Below are 15189 nucleotides of genomic sequence, written 5' to 3'. Positions count from 1 at the left end.
GGCTTAATCCTCGTGGCTCGCTTCGCCCTTGCCGATCTCGGCCTTGAGCGTGAAACTTCCGGTGGTGGCGATCTGTTCGTTGCCGGTCAGGCCCGACCGGACGATCACCGTGTCGCCCGACGCATCGCCGAGCTGGACCGGGGTCGCCTTGAAGCCGGTGGGCGTGCGCACGAACACGACCGACTTGCCCTCGAAACTCTGGACCGCCGTCGTCGGCACGCGGACCGCCCCGCTCCCGCCGCTGCCCGTGAGCTGCACGGCTGCCGTCACAGGCTCGCCGACCCGCCATTCGCCACCGCGATTGTCGAGGGTGGCGAGCGCAGGCACGAGCCGCGTCTGCGGATCAAGCGCCGGCGACACGAAGGTCACGCGGGCGGTCGCCTGACGGCCTGCCGCCTTCACCAGCACCGTATTGCCGGGACGCACCCGGCCCGCATCCTCGGGCTTGAGATTAAGCGCGATCGACACCTGGCTCAGGTTGGCGATGCGATAGAGTTCGGCATCCGCCGCGACCGTTTGTCCCAGCGTCACGGGGCGCGCAATGATCTGGCCCGAGATCGGCGCGGCAATGCCGAGCCGGTTGAGCCCGCCGCCGCCGACACCCGCCGCCGAAACCATGCTCTGCGCCTGCGTCAGGGCGATCCGCGCCTCCGTCGCCGCTGTGCGGGCGGCGATCAGATCCTGTTCAGGGGAGACTCTCTGCGCGAACAGCCGCTGTTCGCGCGCGAGGTTCGAATTAGCGAGCTGAAGCCGCGCCCGCGCCGCCTCGACCTCGCCCTTGATCTGCGCCGCCTCGCGGCTTTCGATGACCGCAATGGTCTGGCCGCGTCCGACCGATTGGCCGAGGTTACGGGTGAGCGCGACCACGCGTCCCGCAATTGCGGCCGAGACGACCTGCGTTCCCTGTGGGTCGCCCTCGATGATCGCGGGCAGCTCGATCGTCCCGGCCCCGCCGATGATCGGCCGTCCGACCTGGACGCCCGCTGTGGCGATCTGGTCGGCACCCAATGTGACGACGCCTTCACCGGCATGACCGCCTTCAGCACCGCCCTTTTCCGTGCCCGCTGCCGTCTCATTGGCAGCTGCGCCTTCGGCAGTTGCCTCGTTTCCGCCATCCTTGCCGCCGCAGGCAGCCAAGAGCAGGGCGAGCGACGCCGCGCCCGCGAGATAAAAGCTCTTCATCACTGATTCCCCCCATTGGGCGCACGAGCGGTCAGTCGCTCCACTTGCGCGCGGGCATTCTGGTAGTTGGCGAGCGCGTCGATCGCGGCGACCCGCGTGTCGGCGAGTGTGCGTTCCGCATCGAGCAATTCGAGCTGGCCGAATTTGCCTTCGCGATAGCCGATCCGTGCGATGCGGGCGGCCTCCTGGGCAGCCGCGAGCGCTGGCCCCGACGCCGCACGAGCCGTCGTTGCGGCATTGGCCGCCTGCGCCTGCGCGTCCGTGATCGCCTGTTCGATGTCGAGCGCGGTCACGCGGCGCTGCGCATCCGCCTGGGTCCGCTGCGCGGTCGCCTGTGCGATCGCCGCGCGACCATTGTTGAACACCGGGATCGGAATCGACACGGTGAACACCGCCGCCATGTCGTTGGTGGCTTCCAGGCGGCGGATCGCAGGACCGACATTGAGGTCAGGCACGCGATTGGCGCGCGCGAGCCGCACACCAGCTTCTGCGATGGAGAAATCCGCGTTCGCAGCCGCCAACGCCAAGGTGCCGGTCGTATCGACCGGCGCCACCGGGCCGTAGACGTTTGTACCCGGAAGCCGATCGAGCAGCGTGTCATCGAGCGCGCCGTCGATCGGCCGACCGATCCGGCGCGCCAGATTGGCTCGCGCCGCTTCCGCCAAACGTACCTGCCGCTCGACATTGGCATCAGCATTGATCCGAGCGACGTCAGCACGCTGTTGTTCGAGCGGGGAGGCACGCCCCGCCTGCACGCGGACACTCGCGGCGCGCAGCGCGTCGCTGGCAATCCGGGCCTGGTCGCGTGCCGTCGCCACCCGTCGATCGGCCGCGACCGCCTCGACATAGAGCTGTGTCACCTGAAGCCGGACGTCCGCCGCGATGATCGCGGCCTGAATCTCGGCCCGGGACAATTGCGCGTTGGCGACCGCGACGCGGGCGCCGCGCTTGCCGCCTAGCTCGATCGGGATTGCAAAGCCGACCGTGGATTCCGCGCTGCGGACCCCACGATACGGCCCCGAGCCCATGACGTTCTCGACCTGGCCCTGGACAACCGGGTTGGGCCGCAGTCCGGCGACCGTGCGGCCCGCACGGGCCGCATCGATCGCGGCTGTCGCCGCTTCGGCAGCAGGGGCCGAACCGCCCGCTGCACTGACCGCTTGGTCAAGCGTGTAGACCGGCGCGTCCTGCGCAGAAGGCGCGGACGGTCCGACCTGCGCATGCGCCATAGTGGCGCACGACGCTGCGGCCAGCATGGCCGCGAGGATACGATGCATATAAATGAAACTCCTGACGATGATCGAAAGGGGCGCGCCAACGCGCGCCCAAATCGGACGTCAGGCTTGAGGGGGCCTCAAATGAACCATGCCAGTGCGGCCATCGAGCGACGCAGAGGTGGAGATTGTCGGCTTGGGCGCCGTGAGTACGTGGGTCTGTTCCATCGTCGTGCGCGCAGGGGTACCAACGTCATGCCCATGACAGTAATTGTGATGGTGCGGGACGTTCTTGTCGGAATCCGACGGCACCTCGTCGATGTCCCCGGCGGTATGAACGGTAAACTCAACGCCCGCGATGCTTCCCCCCGCCAAATCGGCAGCATGAGCCATACCGGAGAAGCTGGTGAGGACCAGCATCAGGCATGTTAGAAGAGGCAAAAAGGCTCGCACGATTCATATTGTTACCACGGAGAGGTTTCCATGTCATTGCAAAAACTCGCGAGCCGGTGCCTTTGTGGCACGCCATGCCGGCCAGCTTTCCCGCAACAAGCGCCATGCCGAGCGCAGGAAGATCACGGCGATCAATCCTCCGATGATGTTCGGCCAAGCCAAGCCGGTCAGGCCGACCAATTCGGCAGCGGCGAGAACTCCGACGTTCGACGCGACATCACTGCGCGAGCACTCGAACATGCTCAACATGTTCACATTTCCGCAGCGGAAGCACCAGAGCAGCGCCAGGCAAATCAAGTTCGCAACCAGCGCGGCGCTGCCAAATCCGAGCATCAGGCCCGATGCCAGAGGAACGCCATTCGCAATCTTGTCGGCGATCTCGAAATGACCGCGACGCCGAAAGCCAGGATGATCCGTCCTTCGCCAGCGCCGCGCCCGCTTCCCTGCGCGTGCCCTGCGTTTTGCTGAATGACAGACTGATGCCGCGCGCATTGGCGCCCATCTAGCTAATCGGCCGAGCGTGGTGCTGATGAACCCACCCTTTGCTCGCAATGTTGCCGGGATGGATGATCCCACCACGGCAGTGCGGCACCTGGCCGCCGCGCGGAACTGTTCCAGCGCGCGTTGCAAGGCGCGAGCGTGGCCTTCCATGCCCGGCTTGAGGGAGCCTTTGCCAAACAAGGCACCTCGATCGCGGTGTGCCTGCTGGTGATCGACAAGCGCGCCGGTCCCAAAAGCACCGCCGTGATCAACCGGGCTACTGTTGCTGATCTGGTGCCCCTCCTCTCGAAGGTTCCACCGCGCCGTCGGGTCGCAACTGAATTGGCACTCGTGGCCACACTTCCAGTTTCGCCTGCCAAAATCACGCCCACCTTACTGGGCGGATTCCGCTCAGCCGCACCGAAACTGGCCGCAGCCAATTGCACCAGCGATGCCACTGACGCCATTTCTCTGGCCTACACCCATCGCGACACAATCGCCGATGCCGAACAGGCGGTAGGCGTCTATGTCGCCTATCGGCCCCAGCGCCTGATCTTCGAGAATGCGGCTGACCATCCTACTCAATTGGTGGAATCGGCGGCCATGGCCTCGGTGGCGCTGCCGGCCCCGAACTATGTCCCCCAGCTTCCAGCCAAAGTGGTCCGTGGCCATGTTCTCAGCCGCGCCCAGCTTGAAACGCTGGTCCACGCGCTCGATGCGACATCGTCTGATCTCCCCGGCCGCTATCGCGTGCCAGAACGTGGGCTTGAGCTGGTGCCGGATGCTGATGGCGCCAATTACCGGCGCGGCTTCTTCCTCGGCGACGGTACGGGTGCTGGCAAAGGCCGCCAACTCGCCTCGATCCTGATGGATCAATGGCTGCGCGGCCGCCGCCGCCATCTCTGGATCAGCGAGAGCAATGCCCTGATCGAGGATGCCCGCCGCGACTGGCAGGCACTGGGCGGCATTGCGCTCGACATTCAGCGTCTTTCCAAAATCAAGCCCGAGGCTAGGATCAGGCAGGCTGATGGCATCCTCTTCGCCTCCTATGCCACGCTGCGCAGCGGCACCGGCGAGAAGACCCGTCTCCAGCAATTGCTGGAATGGCTCACCCCGGATTTCGATGGCGTGATCCTGTTCGACGAGGCTCATGCGATGGGCGGTGTCGCAGGTGGTGAAGGACGGTTCGGTGCGACCAAGGGATCGCAGCAGGGCATCGTTGGCGTCGAATTGCAGAACCGCCTGCCGCGCGCCCGGGTTATCTATGCCTCGGCTACGGGGGCATCCGACGTGAACAATCTGGCCTATGCCGTCCGGCTTGGGCTGTGGGGCGAAGGCACGGCGTTCCCTGATCGCAACTCCTTTATCGCCCGCATCCGCGAGGGTGGCATTGCTGCCATGGAACTGGTCGCCCGCGAATTGAAGGCGATGGGCGTCTATACGGCGCGCGCGCTTTCCTACGCTGGCGTCGAATATAACATCCTGGAACACGCGCTAACCCCGCGCCAGATCGCGGATTTCGATGCCTATGCCGATGCCTGGGCGATCTTATGCGCAGCTGCGCATAAGATCGCTTATCACGAGGTCGCGATAATGTGAAGGAACGCGGCAGCGACGTGGATTCTCCTAATGCGGGGCGATGTTGCTGCGCATTATTTTGATTGCGAACCTCGGCGGTCTCTGGACCAGCTGAGGATAAAAGCATGTTGAAATTGCACGACGAGTTGATCGCCGAACTCTCGAATTTGCTCACGACGCAGAATTATAACCCGGTGGTCGTAGCGAACCATCGCCTGTACGCCCGCGCGTTTCTCGATTATCTGGCCGAGTGCGGCGTGCAGGTGGAAACTGTGACGCTGGCGCAGGTCGATCAGTATCTTGCCTATGCAGTTCAGGATTTCGAAGCCCAGTACGGGCGGCCTCCCTGTGCGCGCTGGCAGATGTTGCCCCGCACATCGATCAACAAACTGCTCCGGCTTGCCCAAGGCAAATGGCCGCCCGAGCCAGAGATGACCGAACCGGAAACCGCGTATCGGCAGGCGATCTGCTGCGAATACGAGGCATGGCTGCGCGACGAGCGCGGTCTGGCAAGCGCTTCCATCTCGGCGCTTCTGTGGGAGGCACGGAACTTCCTGCGATGGCAGTTCGAACGGGGCGGGGCGGCCAGCCTCGACACCTTGAGCATCGGGGAGGTCGATCTCTACATGGACATGCGCGCCCCTGGATTACGGCGCAAATCATTGGCCGATGTCGCTGAGCGGCTCCGGTCGGTGGTGCGGTATCTGCATCGGACGAGGCGCATCCCGATGGATCTCACGCCGCACATCATCGGCCCCATGCTCTACGCCTATGAAGACGTGCCCTCGACGCTGGACAGGCGCCAAATCGCCGCGGTGCTGGCGGCGACGAAGAAGGATGGATCGCCGCGGGGACTGCGCGATTTTGCGGTACTTCAACTGCTTGCCACATATGGGTTGCGCGAAGGTGAGATCTGTCGCCTTCGGCTTGAAGACGTGAACTGGCGCGGAGAAGCCCTGCGTATCCGTCACACCAAGACCAATGCGTACTCCTACTTGCCGCTATTGGCGCCCGTTGGTGAGGCGCTCCTCGACTATCTGCGTAATGGGCGCCCCCAGGTTGAGGGGCGGGAAATCTTCATCCGGTCCTGCGCGCCCTATATCGCAATGACAAACCTGTATGGCATGATCCGCGGGCGGTTGTCAGCCGCTGGCGTCGAGCCGCCGGGAAAGCGAGGAGCGCATGTCTTTCGCCACGCGCGGGCGGTCGAAATGCTGCGGGCGTCGGTCCCGCAAAAGATCATCGGCGACGTGCTCGGACATCGATCCACCGAATCCACCAACGCCTATCTCAAGCTGGCGACAGATGATCTCCGAGCCGTGGCGCTCGACGTGCCCGGATCGGAGGTGCTGCCATGAGCGCCTGGCACGATCCCGATCGCACGGTCATCGACGCCTTCCTGGAAAAATCGCAGTTCCGGCAGGGAAGCAGGCCGACTTATCGCTGGTTCCTTCGCAGCTTCGAGAATGTAGCCCAGCGTCATCCGGCGGTCGACCGGCAGATGCTCGAAGTCTGGCTGAAGGAAATGGAAAAACGTTGGCGAATGCCGACGCTGCTCAACCAGGTCTGCATTGTCGATCGCTTCCTCGACCACCTCGTCGAAATCGGGCTGATCGCAGATAATCCCGTTGCCGTGCTTCGCCGTCAATACAACGTCAAACAAAGCAAGCCGATCTGGCGAGCGCTGGCTTCCGCAAATCCCGACGGAGCCTTGGCCGCATTGCGACGCCCCGCGCCCTTCGGCAGCTCGCTGGGGGACTTCATGCGTGAGCATGTCGCGTTGATGCGGAGCCGGGGGTATCAGTATGAGACTCAGGCTCACTGGTTATTGCGGTTCGATCGGTTCCTCCAGGCGACCCCGGAACTGACAGGGGCATCGCTTGAGACGATGCTGGCGCGCTGGGCAACTGCCAAGCTGACCCGCAATCACGCGGCTGAATGCCAGAAGCTCGGGCGCCTCCTGACTAAGGCGCGGTATCGCCTTGATCCCAGCATCCCACCGAAACGCTTCAACGCCCGTCCCGAGCGGGAAGTGGCACGAGAGCATCGACGACCGCACATCTTCAGCCCGGCCGACGTTCGGCAGATGCTCGACGTTGCCCGCTCCTATCCGTCGCCGGACGCGCCGCTGCGGCCGATGGTTCTCTACACCATGGTGGTTCTGGCCTATTGTGCCGGACTGCGCCGTAGTGAACTCGCCGGGCTCGATCTGGGTGACGTCGATCTTCAATCAGACACGATCACAGTGCGGGAAACGAAGTTCTACAAGACCAGGATATTGCCGCTAACCGGCAGCGTCATGGCCGAATTACGGGCCTATATCGATGCAAGGCGGCGCGCTGGCGCCCCACAGGATCCTCGGTCCGGGCTCTTCTGGCACGAGCACTTCAATGATCGCTATACCCCGGTGACGGTCTCAACGATGATCACCAACGTCATGCGCCGTGCCGGGTTCAAGGCCCCGACCGGGCGGACAGGGCCGCGTGTTCATGACCTGCGCCACTCGATGGTCGTGAACCGGATCCTTCAATGGTATCGATCCGGCGTCAATCCGCAGGACAAACTGCGCTTCCTCTCCACCTACATGGGCCACCGGGACATCAACTCCACGCTGGTCTACATCACCGTCACGCAGGACCTGCTGCAGGAAGCAAGCGAGCGGTTCCGGACCGTCGGCGCCCGATGCCTCACGATGGAGGCGCGGTCATGACGAAGGGCAATCTCTTCCCCGCATTGTTGCGGGCGTTCTTTCAGGAATGGTTGGCTGAGCAACGCAGTGCATCTGTCCATACGATCCGGTCTTACCGCGACACCTGGCGGTTGTTGCTTCGGTTCATCGCGGAGCGAAAGGGCGGCGGGGTCGCGCGGATCATGCTGGCCGACGTCTCGGCCGGAGAGGTTCGCGCGTTCCTCCACCACACCGAGCATGGGCGCAGGGGCACGATCGGTACACGCAACTGCCGGCTCGCCGCGATCCGCAGCTTCTTCAGCTTCGTGGCTGACAAGGATCCCGAATACATCGCGCAATGCGCCGAGATCCTGACCGTCCCGCTCAAGCGGGAGCCTACCGTTGCACCCTGCTATCTCGAGCCGGAGGAGGTCGAAGCGATCCTTGCTCAGCCCGACCGGTCGACAATCGAGGGAATGCGCGACCACGTGCTACTCTCGTTCCTATATAACAGCGGCGCGCGCATCCAGGAGGCCCTCGACCTCTGTCCCGAGGCGATCCGGTTCGACGCACCGAACTTCGTGCGTCTTTACGGCAAGGGTCGCAAGGAACGTATCTGTCCACTCTGGCCGGAAACCGTGACGTTGCTCAGGAAGTTGTTGGAACGTCACCCGCGCGCGCCAGATCAGCGGATCTTCGTCAATCGATATGGTGAGCCGCTGGGCGCCTCGGGAGTGCGGTTCAAACTCGCCTCCTATGTAGGAAAGGCGTCAGAAACCGTGCCGTCGCTTCGGTCCAAAAATGTGACGCCGCACAGCTTCCGGCACGCGACTGCCGTTCACCTTGTCGCTGCCGGGGTCGACATCACCGTCATCCGCAGTTGGCTGGGACACGTCAGCCTCGATACAACCAACCACTACGCACAGGCCAATCTGGAGACCAAACGAAAGGCGCTCGAGCAGGTAGGGGCGCCGGCGGCGAGCAACGTGCCACCTTCGTGGAAACGAGAAGCCAGCCTGATGGAGTGGCTCGATGCCTTGTGAAATAATGTGAAGGACGTGGCGAAATGCTCAGCAGCTTTGCGGGCCTTCGCCACGTTCCTGCGCATTATCGCGACCTCGCGATAAGCGATCATCCACCGCAACCTTGAGGCTGCGCTGGGCGCGTCGGGCGTCACCGATCCGCTCGAAGGCAAGACCCTCAATGGCCAGGCGCTGTCGGCAGCCCGCTCGCGCTTCGAGAGCTCGAAGCGCTTCTTTGGCCAGCTCCTACTGTCGATGAAGCTGCTCTCGCTGCTGCCCGCTATCGAGGAGGCGCTGGCTACCGACCACAGCGTCGTCATCCAACTGGTCTCGACCGCCGAGGCCTTGCTCGACCGCCGCCTGGCCGATCTCTCCGCCGAGGACCGTGCCGAGATCCTGCTCGACCTTTCGCCCCGCGAGTATGTGTAATGTGGAGCTCCACATTACACATATTCTTTGCAGTCGCAGTTTATGTCGAGCGTGGCGGCGAGAGACGCAGGTTTCCTTCGGTTTTCCATGATTTCACTCCAGATAATTACGGTTCCCTCGACCTGAACAAGTCGAAGGAACCAACATGCGATCAAGATCATTATTGTCGTTTCGAGCGGCCCGGCTCCGGGTCGAAGACCCGCCCAGTCACGACGCTCTACTCACCGCATTCCTCTCCTCTCTGTCGCTCGACGAGAGGTCAGGCAGTGCGATTCTGTTTGGCGCTGCGGCCCGTCATTTCCTGCATTGGATGGAACTGCATGGGATCGCGATCCGCACGATCGACGATCGGACCGTTCGGCGGTTCGAGAAGCATCGGTGCCGTTGCCACCGGTATTCGGCGCAGCAGCCAGTCTATAAGGCGGACATTGCAGCGCGAGTCAGGCGCTTCGTCCGCTTCCTGGAGGATCAAGGCTACGTCGGTGTCGACGACGGGATCGACGATCTGCCACGGCACCTCGCCGACTATTTCGATGGGATCGATCGCTTGCAACTCGCGCAAGGACCGGCCCAGTCCTATCGATCCGAGGCCGAGCATTTCGCGGCCTGGCTTCGCATTGCGCGACGACAATGGGCCGATATCGATGACACGATCATCGACCAGTACGGCGCGCATGATTGTCGATGTCCGGTCTGGCGCAAGCGAGGCAAGCTTGTTGCCTCGGGCGCGAAGCGGCGGCGGCGAGGCGCTCGGCACTTCGTCGAGTTCTTGCGCGACCGCGGTGTCATCCCTTCAGTCGAACTGGTGTCGGATGACGACCCGCACATGGCGGCATATCTGGCATGGCTCAAGCAACACCGCGGCGCGACCGATGAGACGATCCGGCGCTACCGGGCCGATATCAGGCGGCTCGCGCCTATGCTCGGCGAGCCTTCACAATGGGATGCAGCCGTCCTCAGACGGGCGTTTCAACAACGAAGCAAGGAGACGCCGGGTTCGGCATCACTGCTCGTCACGATAATACGGAGCTATATTCGGTTCCTGGTCGTGCAGGGTATTTGCCGTCCAGCTTTGTTGCACGCGATCCCATCAGTGCAACGCTACCGTCTTTCGACGCTGCCCCGGCACGTTAACCCGGCAACGATCGAGCAGATCATCGGCGCATGTCCGACTGATCGCCCGGTGGAAGTTCGGGACAAGGCCATCATTCTCCTGCTCGCCCGGCTTGGCCTGCGTGCCGGTGATATTCGGGATATGCACCTCGACGATATCGACTGGCGCTCGGGCCACCTGACGGTCAAGGGCAAGACGCGTCGGCCTGATCGCCTGCCATTGCCTCAGGACGTCGGTGACGCGATCCTGGACTACATTGCCACGGCGCGTCCCAAGACCGCCGATCCGCATCTGTTCGTGCGCGCGCAAGCCCCGTTCCGTTCGTTCCGCTCATCGGCGGAGATCGCCGGCATCGTTGCACGCACGCATGAGCGCGGCGGGATCGAAGGCGTGCCGACCGGATCGCACATTTTCCGGCATTCGCTTGCCACCAACTTGCTGCGCGCGGGCGCAGGGCTGGAGTCCGTTGGAACGATCCTGCGCCACAGCTCGCCCGAGACCACCGCCATCTACGCCAAGGTCGACCTGCCGATGCTCATGAAAATCGCGCAGCCATGGCCGGGAGAACCGTCATGCTGAGCACGCAGATTGCCAGATACGTCTCGCTGTATCGCAGCTTGGGGCGGAAGTTCTCGGAACAGGAACGACTGCTGCGCCAATACGCCGCTTTCGCTGAACGCTTCGGTGACCGGCACACCCGAGTGCAGCGCATCTACGACTGGTGCCACACGGCAAGCTCGCAAAACGTGGCTCGCCATAGGTACGACGCTGCTCGTAACTTCAGCCTTTTCGCTCATGCCGAGGACCCAGACAACGAAGTCCCGCCTGTCGGCGTTTTCGGCCGGGGGAAGCGGCCACGTCCCACTCCGACCATAATCGAAGCGGACCAGGTGCGGGCGATCATGGCGGCGGCATTGAACGTTCCGCCCCATGGCACGATTAGCCCATACACGTACCATTACCTGTTCGGCCTGCTCGCGGCGACAGGTCTCCGGATTTCCGAGGCTCTCGCGCTACAGTGCAACGATCTGGTCGAGGATGGGCTGGTCGTCCGCAACGGCAAGTTCGGCAAGCAGCGACTGATCGCCTTGCAGCCATCGACGCGCCAAGCACTCGAAGCCTACATTGCGATCCGCGCGAAGCACCCGGCCAAGTGTAATGACCTGTTCGTCACTATCCGGGGGCGGGCGCCGCACAAGGTGCGCGCCCACGTCGTGTTCGTCAGGTTGGCCCGGCTTCTCGGATATCGTGGAGCAACCGGTACGGCAGGCATGCGACTCCACGATCTGCGACATACGTTCGCTGTTCGCTCGCTTGAGTCCTGCCCGCGTGACAGGGAGGCCATTGCCCACCACATGGCCGGTCTCAGTGTCTACCTGGGGCACGCGTCGATCGCCAACACGTACTGGTATCTCGAAGCCACGCCAGTGCTGCTGCGCGACATTGCGGCTGCAAGCGAGCAACTTTTTCAAGGAGAAGCGGCATGACGGCGCTTGCTCTCCATCTCTCGGCATATCTGCGGGAACATCTGCCGCGCGAACGCGCCGTCAGCCCGCACACGGTGAAGACCTATGCCAACTGCTTCGTCCTCCTCGTCCAGTTCGCTGCCGATCGGCTGAAGCGCCGACCGACCGATCTCGAGGTTGAGGATCTCGGCACAGACATGATCATGGCCTTCCTCGATCATGTGGAGATCGGCCGCGGCAGCTGCGTGCGGACCCGCAATGGCAGGCTCGCCGCGATCCGATCCTTCTTCCGATACATCGAGTACCGGATTCCAGCCTGCCTCGATCAGGCACTCCGTGTCAGAGCAATCCCGACCAAGAAGACAGACAAGGCGCTGATCGATTACCTCGACCGGGCCGAGATCAAGGCTTTGCTCGATACACCCGATCCCCGGACACGCCTCGGCACCCGTGATCGCGCGATGCTGCATCTTACCTATGCTGGCGGACTGAGGGTGTCGGAACTCGTAACGCTGCAACTGGGCGATTTCCCGGACCGCTCCCTGTCCACCATGCACATCATGGGCAAAGGGCGACGTGAACGGGTCCTGCCGCTGTGGAAGGAGACCCAGATCGCATTGCGCGCATGGCTTGCGATCCGGCCTCAAGTTGAGGTCACCGAGATTTTCCTCAATGCCAACGGGCAGCCGATGACCCGCGACGGATTTGCGTTCCGATTGGCCGAGCACGTCAAGACGGCAGCGACGAAGCAGCCGTCGATCCTTGGGAAGCGCGTCACACCCCACGTGCTTCGTCATTCTTGCGCGATGCACACGCTCGCGGCGACGGGGGACATTCGCAAGGTCGCATTATGGCTCGGCCACGCCAGTATCCAGAGCACCGAGACCTACTTGCGCGCCGATCCCGAAGAGAAGCTGCAGATTCTCGCAGCCCACGGTGCCCCTGCGATCAAGCCGGGGCGCTTCAAGCCGCCTTCCGACGCCTTGATCACAATGCTCACCGACGTTCGAAGGCGGGCCTGACCCGTCTTCGAACACTCCCTCTAACCCGCATATTATCTGGAGTGAAATCATGGAAAACCGAAGGAAACCTGCGTCTCTCGCCGCCACGCTCGACATAAACTGCGACTGCAAAGAAATCGTGGCGGATTATCTCGACAATGCGTTCCCGACCCGCGCCATGGAAAGCTACTGGGACGAGGACGGCAATGAGCGTTCACGCCCGATGGTCGATGAGGCGGGCAATCCGGTGCATTCGCAGGAGGCCTTGCGGATCAAGGCTGAAACGCTGGAACTGCTGGGCGCACTGCCGCCGATCGTCCCCGCGCTCGATGCGATCATCTCTCGCTTCGGCACCGATGCCGTGGCCGAGATCACCGGTCGCACGCGCCGCCTGGTGACCTTGCCCGACGGCAGCCAGCGGCTTGAATCGCGCACCGCCAACCAGTCGCTTGCCGATGCCAATGCCTTCATGGGTAGAGCCAAGCGCATCCTCGTCTTCTCAGATGCCGGTGGCACGGGGCGCTCCTACCATGCGAGCCTTGATGCCAAGAACCAGCAGCGCCGGATGCACTTCCTGCTAGAGCCGGGCTGGCGCGCCGACCGCGCCATCCAGGGGCTTGGCCGGACCAACCGAACGCATCAGGCGTCGGCTCCGGTGTTTCGTCCCGTCACCACCGATTGTCGTGGTGAACGGCGTTTCATCTCGACCATCGCCCGCCGATCCAGCGCTGGCTCAACCGTATTCTGGCGCTGCCCATCGCGCTCCAGAACGCCGTCTTCGATGAATTCCTGGGGCTGGTTGAGGCGCGGATCGATGCGGCTCGCAAGGCAGGCACCTTCGATGCCGGCGTCGAGACCTTGGTGGCCGACAAGCTGGCCATCATCGAGGAGCGGATCCTGCGTGAGGATGCCAATGGCGCCTTGACCCAGCTTCTGACCCTCGAAGCGCAGTGGGCGCCCAAGGTCACATCGCTTGCCGAGATCGTGAAGCGCATCGGCCCCAAGACCCGGCTGCTGCGCAATGGCCGCTCTTCGCGCGTGGCGCTGTTGATGCCAGATCGCACGCGCCTGATGGACGATGGCACACCAGTTGCCAGTTTCACGCTGCATCGGCCTAGTGGGCGAAGCTGGCTCACCGCCGACGAACTTGCCGAGAGCCATTGGGACGATTGCGAGCGTGAGGTCTTCGAGCAGTCTTGGCAGACTGAGGCCGATGATCTGGCGGCCAAACCCTATACCGAGCGCTTCTATCTTGCGACCGGCCGCCTTCTGCCGATCTGGAACCTGCTGGGCGATGAGGCGCAGGTCCGCCGCCTCGTCACCCAGGATGGCCGGTCTTTGCTCGGCCGCATCGTGCCCGCCGAGGCGGTCAACATGCTGCTCGACAAGCTGGGTATCGGTGATCGGATTGCGCTGTCGCCCGACCAACTGGTGGAGGCCGCGCTGGCAGGTAAGGTGGTGCCTATCGATGCCTTGTCTGGCACCAGCCTCAAGCGTTCGCGTGTGAATGGCGAACAGCGGCTTGAGGTCATCGGCTTTGATCCCCGCGCTTTGCCTTCGTGGAAGGCCAAAGGCTGTTTCACCGAGATCATCGCCTATCAGACCCGGCTGTTCATGCCGGTGAACAGCGCCTGCGACATCGTGGCGGCACTGGCGGCTTAGCGGCTGCTCAGAGAGAAGCCTTCAAGCTGCGGCGTTGCGCACGCCGCGCTTGATGCGCTTGCCAACAGGTAATGCCGAGCCTTCGTGCCGCGTATCCTGCGCAATGGCTTTCGGGGCCGTCATGCGGAATGATCGCAGAGTTGCGACCTCCTCAGGATGACGGGCCAGAATTTCGATCAGGCCTACCGCCGCGTCGCTCGGCGGCGTGCGCCCGCTTTCATACTTCTGGAACGCCCGCTTGCCGCCGCCGATGATGACGCCAGCCTCTTCCTGGGTCAGGCCCAGCTTCTTGCGCACGGTCTTGATGCGGGCGGCATAGGCCTCGCGCAGTTCCTTGAACGCTTCGTTATAGGCACGCAGATCCTCGCCACTATGAATGGCATCGCCATCGCCTTCGGGATACCAGCCCGGCACCTCGACGACGCGCGAGAGCGAGCCGACGCACACCGTCTGCGGGCGCGTGTCGCGGCGCAGTTCCTGCCCCGTCTCGGGGTGAATTCGCGTCTCGCTCATCTCAAACCTCCTTGAAGGATGTCAGCACGACATCGATCAGCGTCTCGCCGGCAAACTTCAGATACAGCCACAGGCCATCGCAGGGGATGTTGTAGGTGTCGTGCCACAGCCGATGGTTCGGCGGGTTGTGCGCTGTCTCGGACTTGATGAAATCGCCCGGTTCCAGCGCCTGCACGACATCGACAATATCCTCGAGCGAATAGCCGATCTTCTGGGCATCGCGGGCCGCCTTGCTCGTGATCTCAAGCGTGTCCACATCGGCGAACTTGGCCTGGATCGCTTTGAGGTCATGGTGCGGGGTCCGCTTTACCGGCATCTCTAATACACCTTAAAGGTCATTTTTCAAGAGGCGCATTTGCAAGGCTGCACGGGGGAATCGGCCATACAAACTGTTCGGATTGCTGCCT

The 15189-nt window shown here is 63.2% G+C and carries 14 protein-coding genes and 3 pseudogenes; 11 read left to right on the top strand and 6 right to left on the bottom strand.

The annotated features are described in order from the left end of the window. Positions 1-3 precede the first annotated feature (3 nt). From F1640_RS13725 to F1640_RS25315, 4 genes are all read right to left on the bottom strand, one after another. On the bottom strand, positions 4-1182 hold the full coding sequence (locus F1640_RS13725) for an efflux RND transporter periplasmic adaptor subunit (protein ID WP_004212877.1): 1179 nt from the start codon (positions 1180-1182) through the stop codon (positions 4-6). Beyond that, positions 1182-2459: a TolC family protein gene (locus F1640_RS13720; RefSeq protein ID WP_008067835.1), complete on the bottom strand. Its 1278-nt coding sequence runs from the start codon at positions 2457-2459 to the stop codon at positions 1182-1184. Before F1640_RS13720 ends, F1640_RS13725 begins: the two co-directional genes overlap by 1 nt. Before the next feature lie 60 nt (positions 2460-2519). Then, the gene (locus F1640_RS13715; protein WP_018076104.1) at positions 2520-2816 is read right to left on the bottom strand and encodes a hypothetical protein; all 297 of its coding nucleotides are present in this window, start codon (positions 2814-2816) and stop codon (positions 2520-2522) included. 66 nt (positions 2817-2882) lie between these two features. Beyond that, the gene (locus tag F1640_RS25315; RefSeq protein ID WP_179506092.1) at positions 2883-3500 is read right to left on the bottom strand and encodes a cation transporter; all 618 of its coding nucleotides are present in this window, start codon (positions 3498-3500) and stop codon (positions 2883-2885) included. Between F1640_RS25315 and F1640_RS13705 the strand changes: the two genes are divergently transcribed. From F1640_RS13705 to F1640_RS25810, 11 genes and pseudogenes are all read left to right on the top strand, one after another. After that, positions 3489-4928 carry a strawberry notch family protein gene (locus F1640_RS13705; protein ID WP_194919682.1) on the top strand — a complete coding sequence of 480 codons (1440 nt, stop codon included), beginning with the start codon at positions 3489-3491 and terminating at the stop codon, positions 4926-4928. The two genes, F1640_RS25315 and F1640_RS13705, sit on opposite strands and share 12 nt — an antisense overlap. Before the next feature lie 104 nt (positions 4929-5032). Then, positions 5033-6265: a site-specific integrase gene (locus F1640_RS13700; RefSeq protein ID WP_008832423.1), complete on the top strand. Its 1233-nt coding sequence runs from the start codon at positions 5033-5035 to the stop codon at positions 6263-6265. Beyond that, positions 6262-7617, top strand: a complete 1356-nt coding sequence (locus F1640_RS13695) for a tyrosine-type recombinase/integrase (RefSeq protein ID WP_008832422.1) — start codon at positions 6262-6264, stop codon at positions 7615-7617. The genes F1640_RS13700 and F1640_RS13695 overlap by 4 nt, the downstream gene beginning before the upstream one ends. Further along, positions 7614-8618: a site-specific integrase gene (locus F1640_RS13690; protein ID WP_095687245.1), complete on the top strand. Its 1005-nt coding sequence runs from the start codon at positions 7614-7616 to the stop codon at positions 8616-8618. Before F1640_RS13695 ends, F1640_RS13690 begins: the two co-directional genes overlap by 4 nt. An 84-nt stretch (positions 8619-8702) precedes the next feature. Continuing rightward, positions 8703-9026 (top strand): annotated as a pseudogene (locus F1640_RS26030) (methylase); the annotation flags it as partial. 145 nt (positions 9027-9171) lie between these two features. After that, complete coding sequence (locus F1640_RS13680; RefSeq protein ID WP_011540750.1) at positions 9172-10719, top strand: tyrosine-type recombinase/integrase; 1548 nt, start codon at positions 9172-9174, stop codon at positions 10717-10719. Further along, positions 10713-11627, top strand: a complete 915-nt coding sequence (locus F1640_RS13675) for a tyrosine-type recombinase/integrase (RefSeq protein ID WP_011540751.1) — start codon at positions 10713-10715, stop codon at positions 11625-11627. Before F1640_RS13680 ends, F1640_RS13675 begins: the two co-directional genes overlap by 7 nt. Then, positions 11624-12628: a tyrosine-type recombinase/integrase gene (locus tag F1640_RS13670; RefSeq protein WP_011540752.1), complete on the top strand. Its 1005-nt coding sequence runs from the start codon at positions 11624-11626 to the stop codon at positions 12626-12628. The genes F1640_RS13675 and F1640_RS13670 overlap by 4 nt, the downstream gene beginning before the upstream one ends. A gap of 49 nt (positions 12629-12677) precedes the next feature. Next, positions 12678-13268, top strand: a pseudogene (locus F1640_RS25820) (strawberry notch C-terminal domain-containing protein); the annotation flags it as partial. A 59-nt stretch (positions 13269-13327) separates the two neighbouring features. After that, positions 13328-13405: pseudogene (locus tag F1640_RS25815) on the top strand (hypothetical protein); the annotation flags it as partial. Positions 13406-13468: 63 nt separating this feature from the next. Further along, positions 13469-14269, top strand: coding sequence for a hypothetical protein (locus F1640_RS25810; protein ID WP_018076186.1), 801 nt, complete (start codon positions 13469-13471; stop codon positions 14267-14269). A gap of 21 nt (positions 14270-14290) precedes the next feature. Here F1640_RS25810 and F1640_RS13660 read toward each other — a convergent pair whose 3' ends face one another. Further along, positions 14291-14782 (bottom strand): type II TA system antitoxin MqsA family protein, encoded by a 492-nt coding sequence (locus F1640_RS13660; protein WP_008067947.1) that lies wholly within the window; start codon positions 14780-14782, stop codon positions 14291-14293. Position 14783: 1 nt separating this feature from the next. Then, positions 14784-15098: a type II toxin-antitoxin system MqsR family toxin gene (locus tag F1640_RS13655; RefSeq protein ID WP_008067945.1), complete on the bottom strand. Its 315-nt coding sequence runs from the start codon at positions 15096-15098 to the stop codon at positions 14784-14786. Positions 15099-15189: the final 91 nt, after the last annotated feature.

Source organism: Novosphingobium sp. NBM11 (assembly GCF_015390225.1).
Taxonomy (GTDB): domain Bacteria; phylum Pseudomonadota; class Alphaproteobacteria; order Sphingomonadales; family Sphingomonadaceae; genus Novosphingobium.
Note: the sequence above shows the minus strand (reverse complement) of the source record. Positions and strands in the feature narration are given on the sequence as shown.

Excerpts from the sequence above, each read along its gene's own strand:
- F1640_RS13660 (WP_008067947.1), bottom strand. The coding sequence starts at position 14,782 with ATGAGCGAGACGCGAATTCACCCCGAGACGGGGCAGGAACTGCGCCGC.
- F1640_RS13695 (WP_008832422.1), top strand. The coding sequence starts at position 6,262 with ATGAGCGCCTGGCACGATCCCGATCGCACGGTCATCGACGCCTTCCTG.
- F1640_RS13675 (WP_011540751.1), top strand. The coding sequence starts at position 10,713 with ATGCTGAGCACGCAGATTGCCAGATACGTCTCGCTGTATCGCAGCTTG.
- F1640_RS13725 (WP_004212877.1), bottom strand. The coding sequence starts at position 1,182 with ATGAAGAGCTTTTATCTCGCGGGCGCGGCGTCGCTCGCCCTGCTCTTG.
- F1640_RS13715 (WP_018076104.1), bottom strand. The coding sequence starts at position 2,816 with ATGCTGGTCCTCACCAGCTTCTCCGGTATGGCTCATGCTGCCGATTTG.
- F1640_RS13670 (WP_011540752.1), top strand. The coding sequence starts at position 11,624 with ATGACGGCGCTTGCTCTCCATCTCTCGGCATATCTGCGGGAACATCTG.
- F1640_RS13690 (WP_095687245.1), top strand. The coding sequence starts at position 7,614 with ATGACGAAGGGCAATCTCTTCCCCGCATTGTTGCGGGCGTTCTTTCAG.
- F1640_RS13720 (WP_008067835.1), bottom strand. The coding sequence starts at position 2,459 with ATGCATCGTATCCTCGCGGCCATGCTGGCCGCAGCGTCGTGCGCCACT.
- F1640_RS13700 (WP_008832423.1), top strand. The coding sequence starts at position 5,033 with ATGTTGAAATTGCACGACGAGTTGATCGCCGAACTCTCGAATTTGCTC.
- F1640_RS13680 (WP_011540750.1), top strand. The coding sequence starts at position 9,172 with ATGCGATCAAGATCATTATTGTCGTTTCGAGCGGCCCGGCTCCGGGTC.
- F1640_RS13655 (WP_008067945.1), bottom strand. The coding sequence starts at position 15,098 with ATGCCGGTAAAGCGGACCCCGCACCATGACCTCAAAGCGATCCAGGCC.
- F1640_RS25315 (WP_179506092.1), bottom strand. The coding sequence starts at position 3,500 with ATGGAAGGCCACGCTCGCGCCTTGCAACGCGCGCTGGAACAGTTCCGC.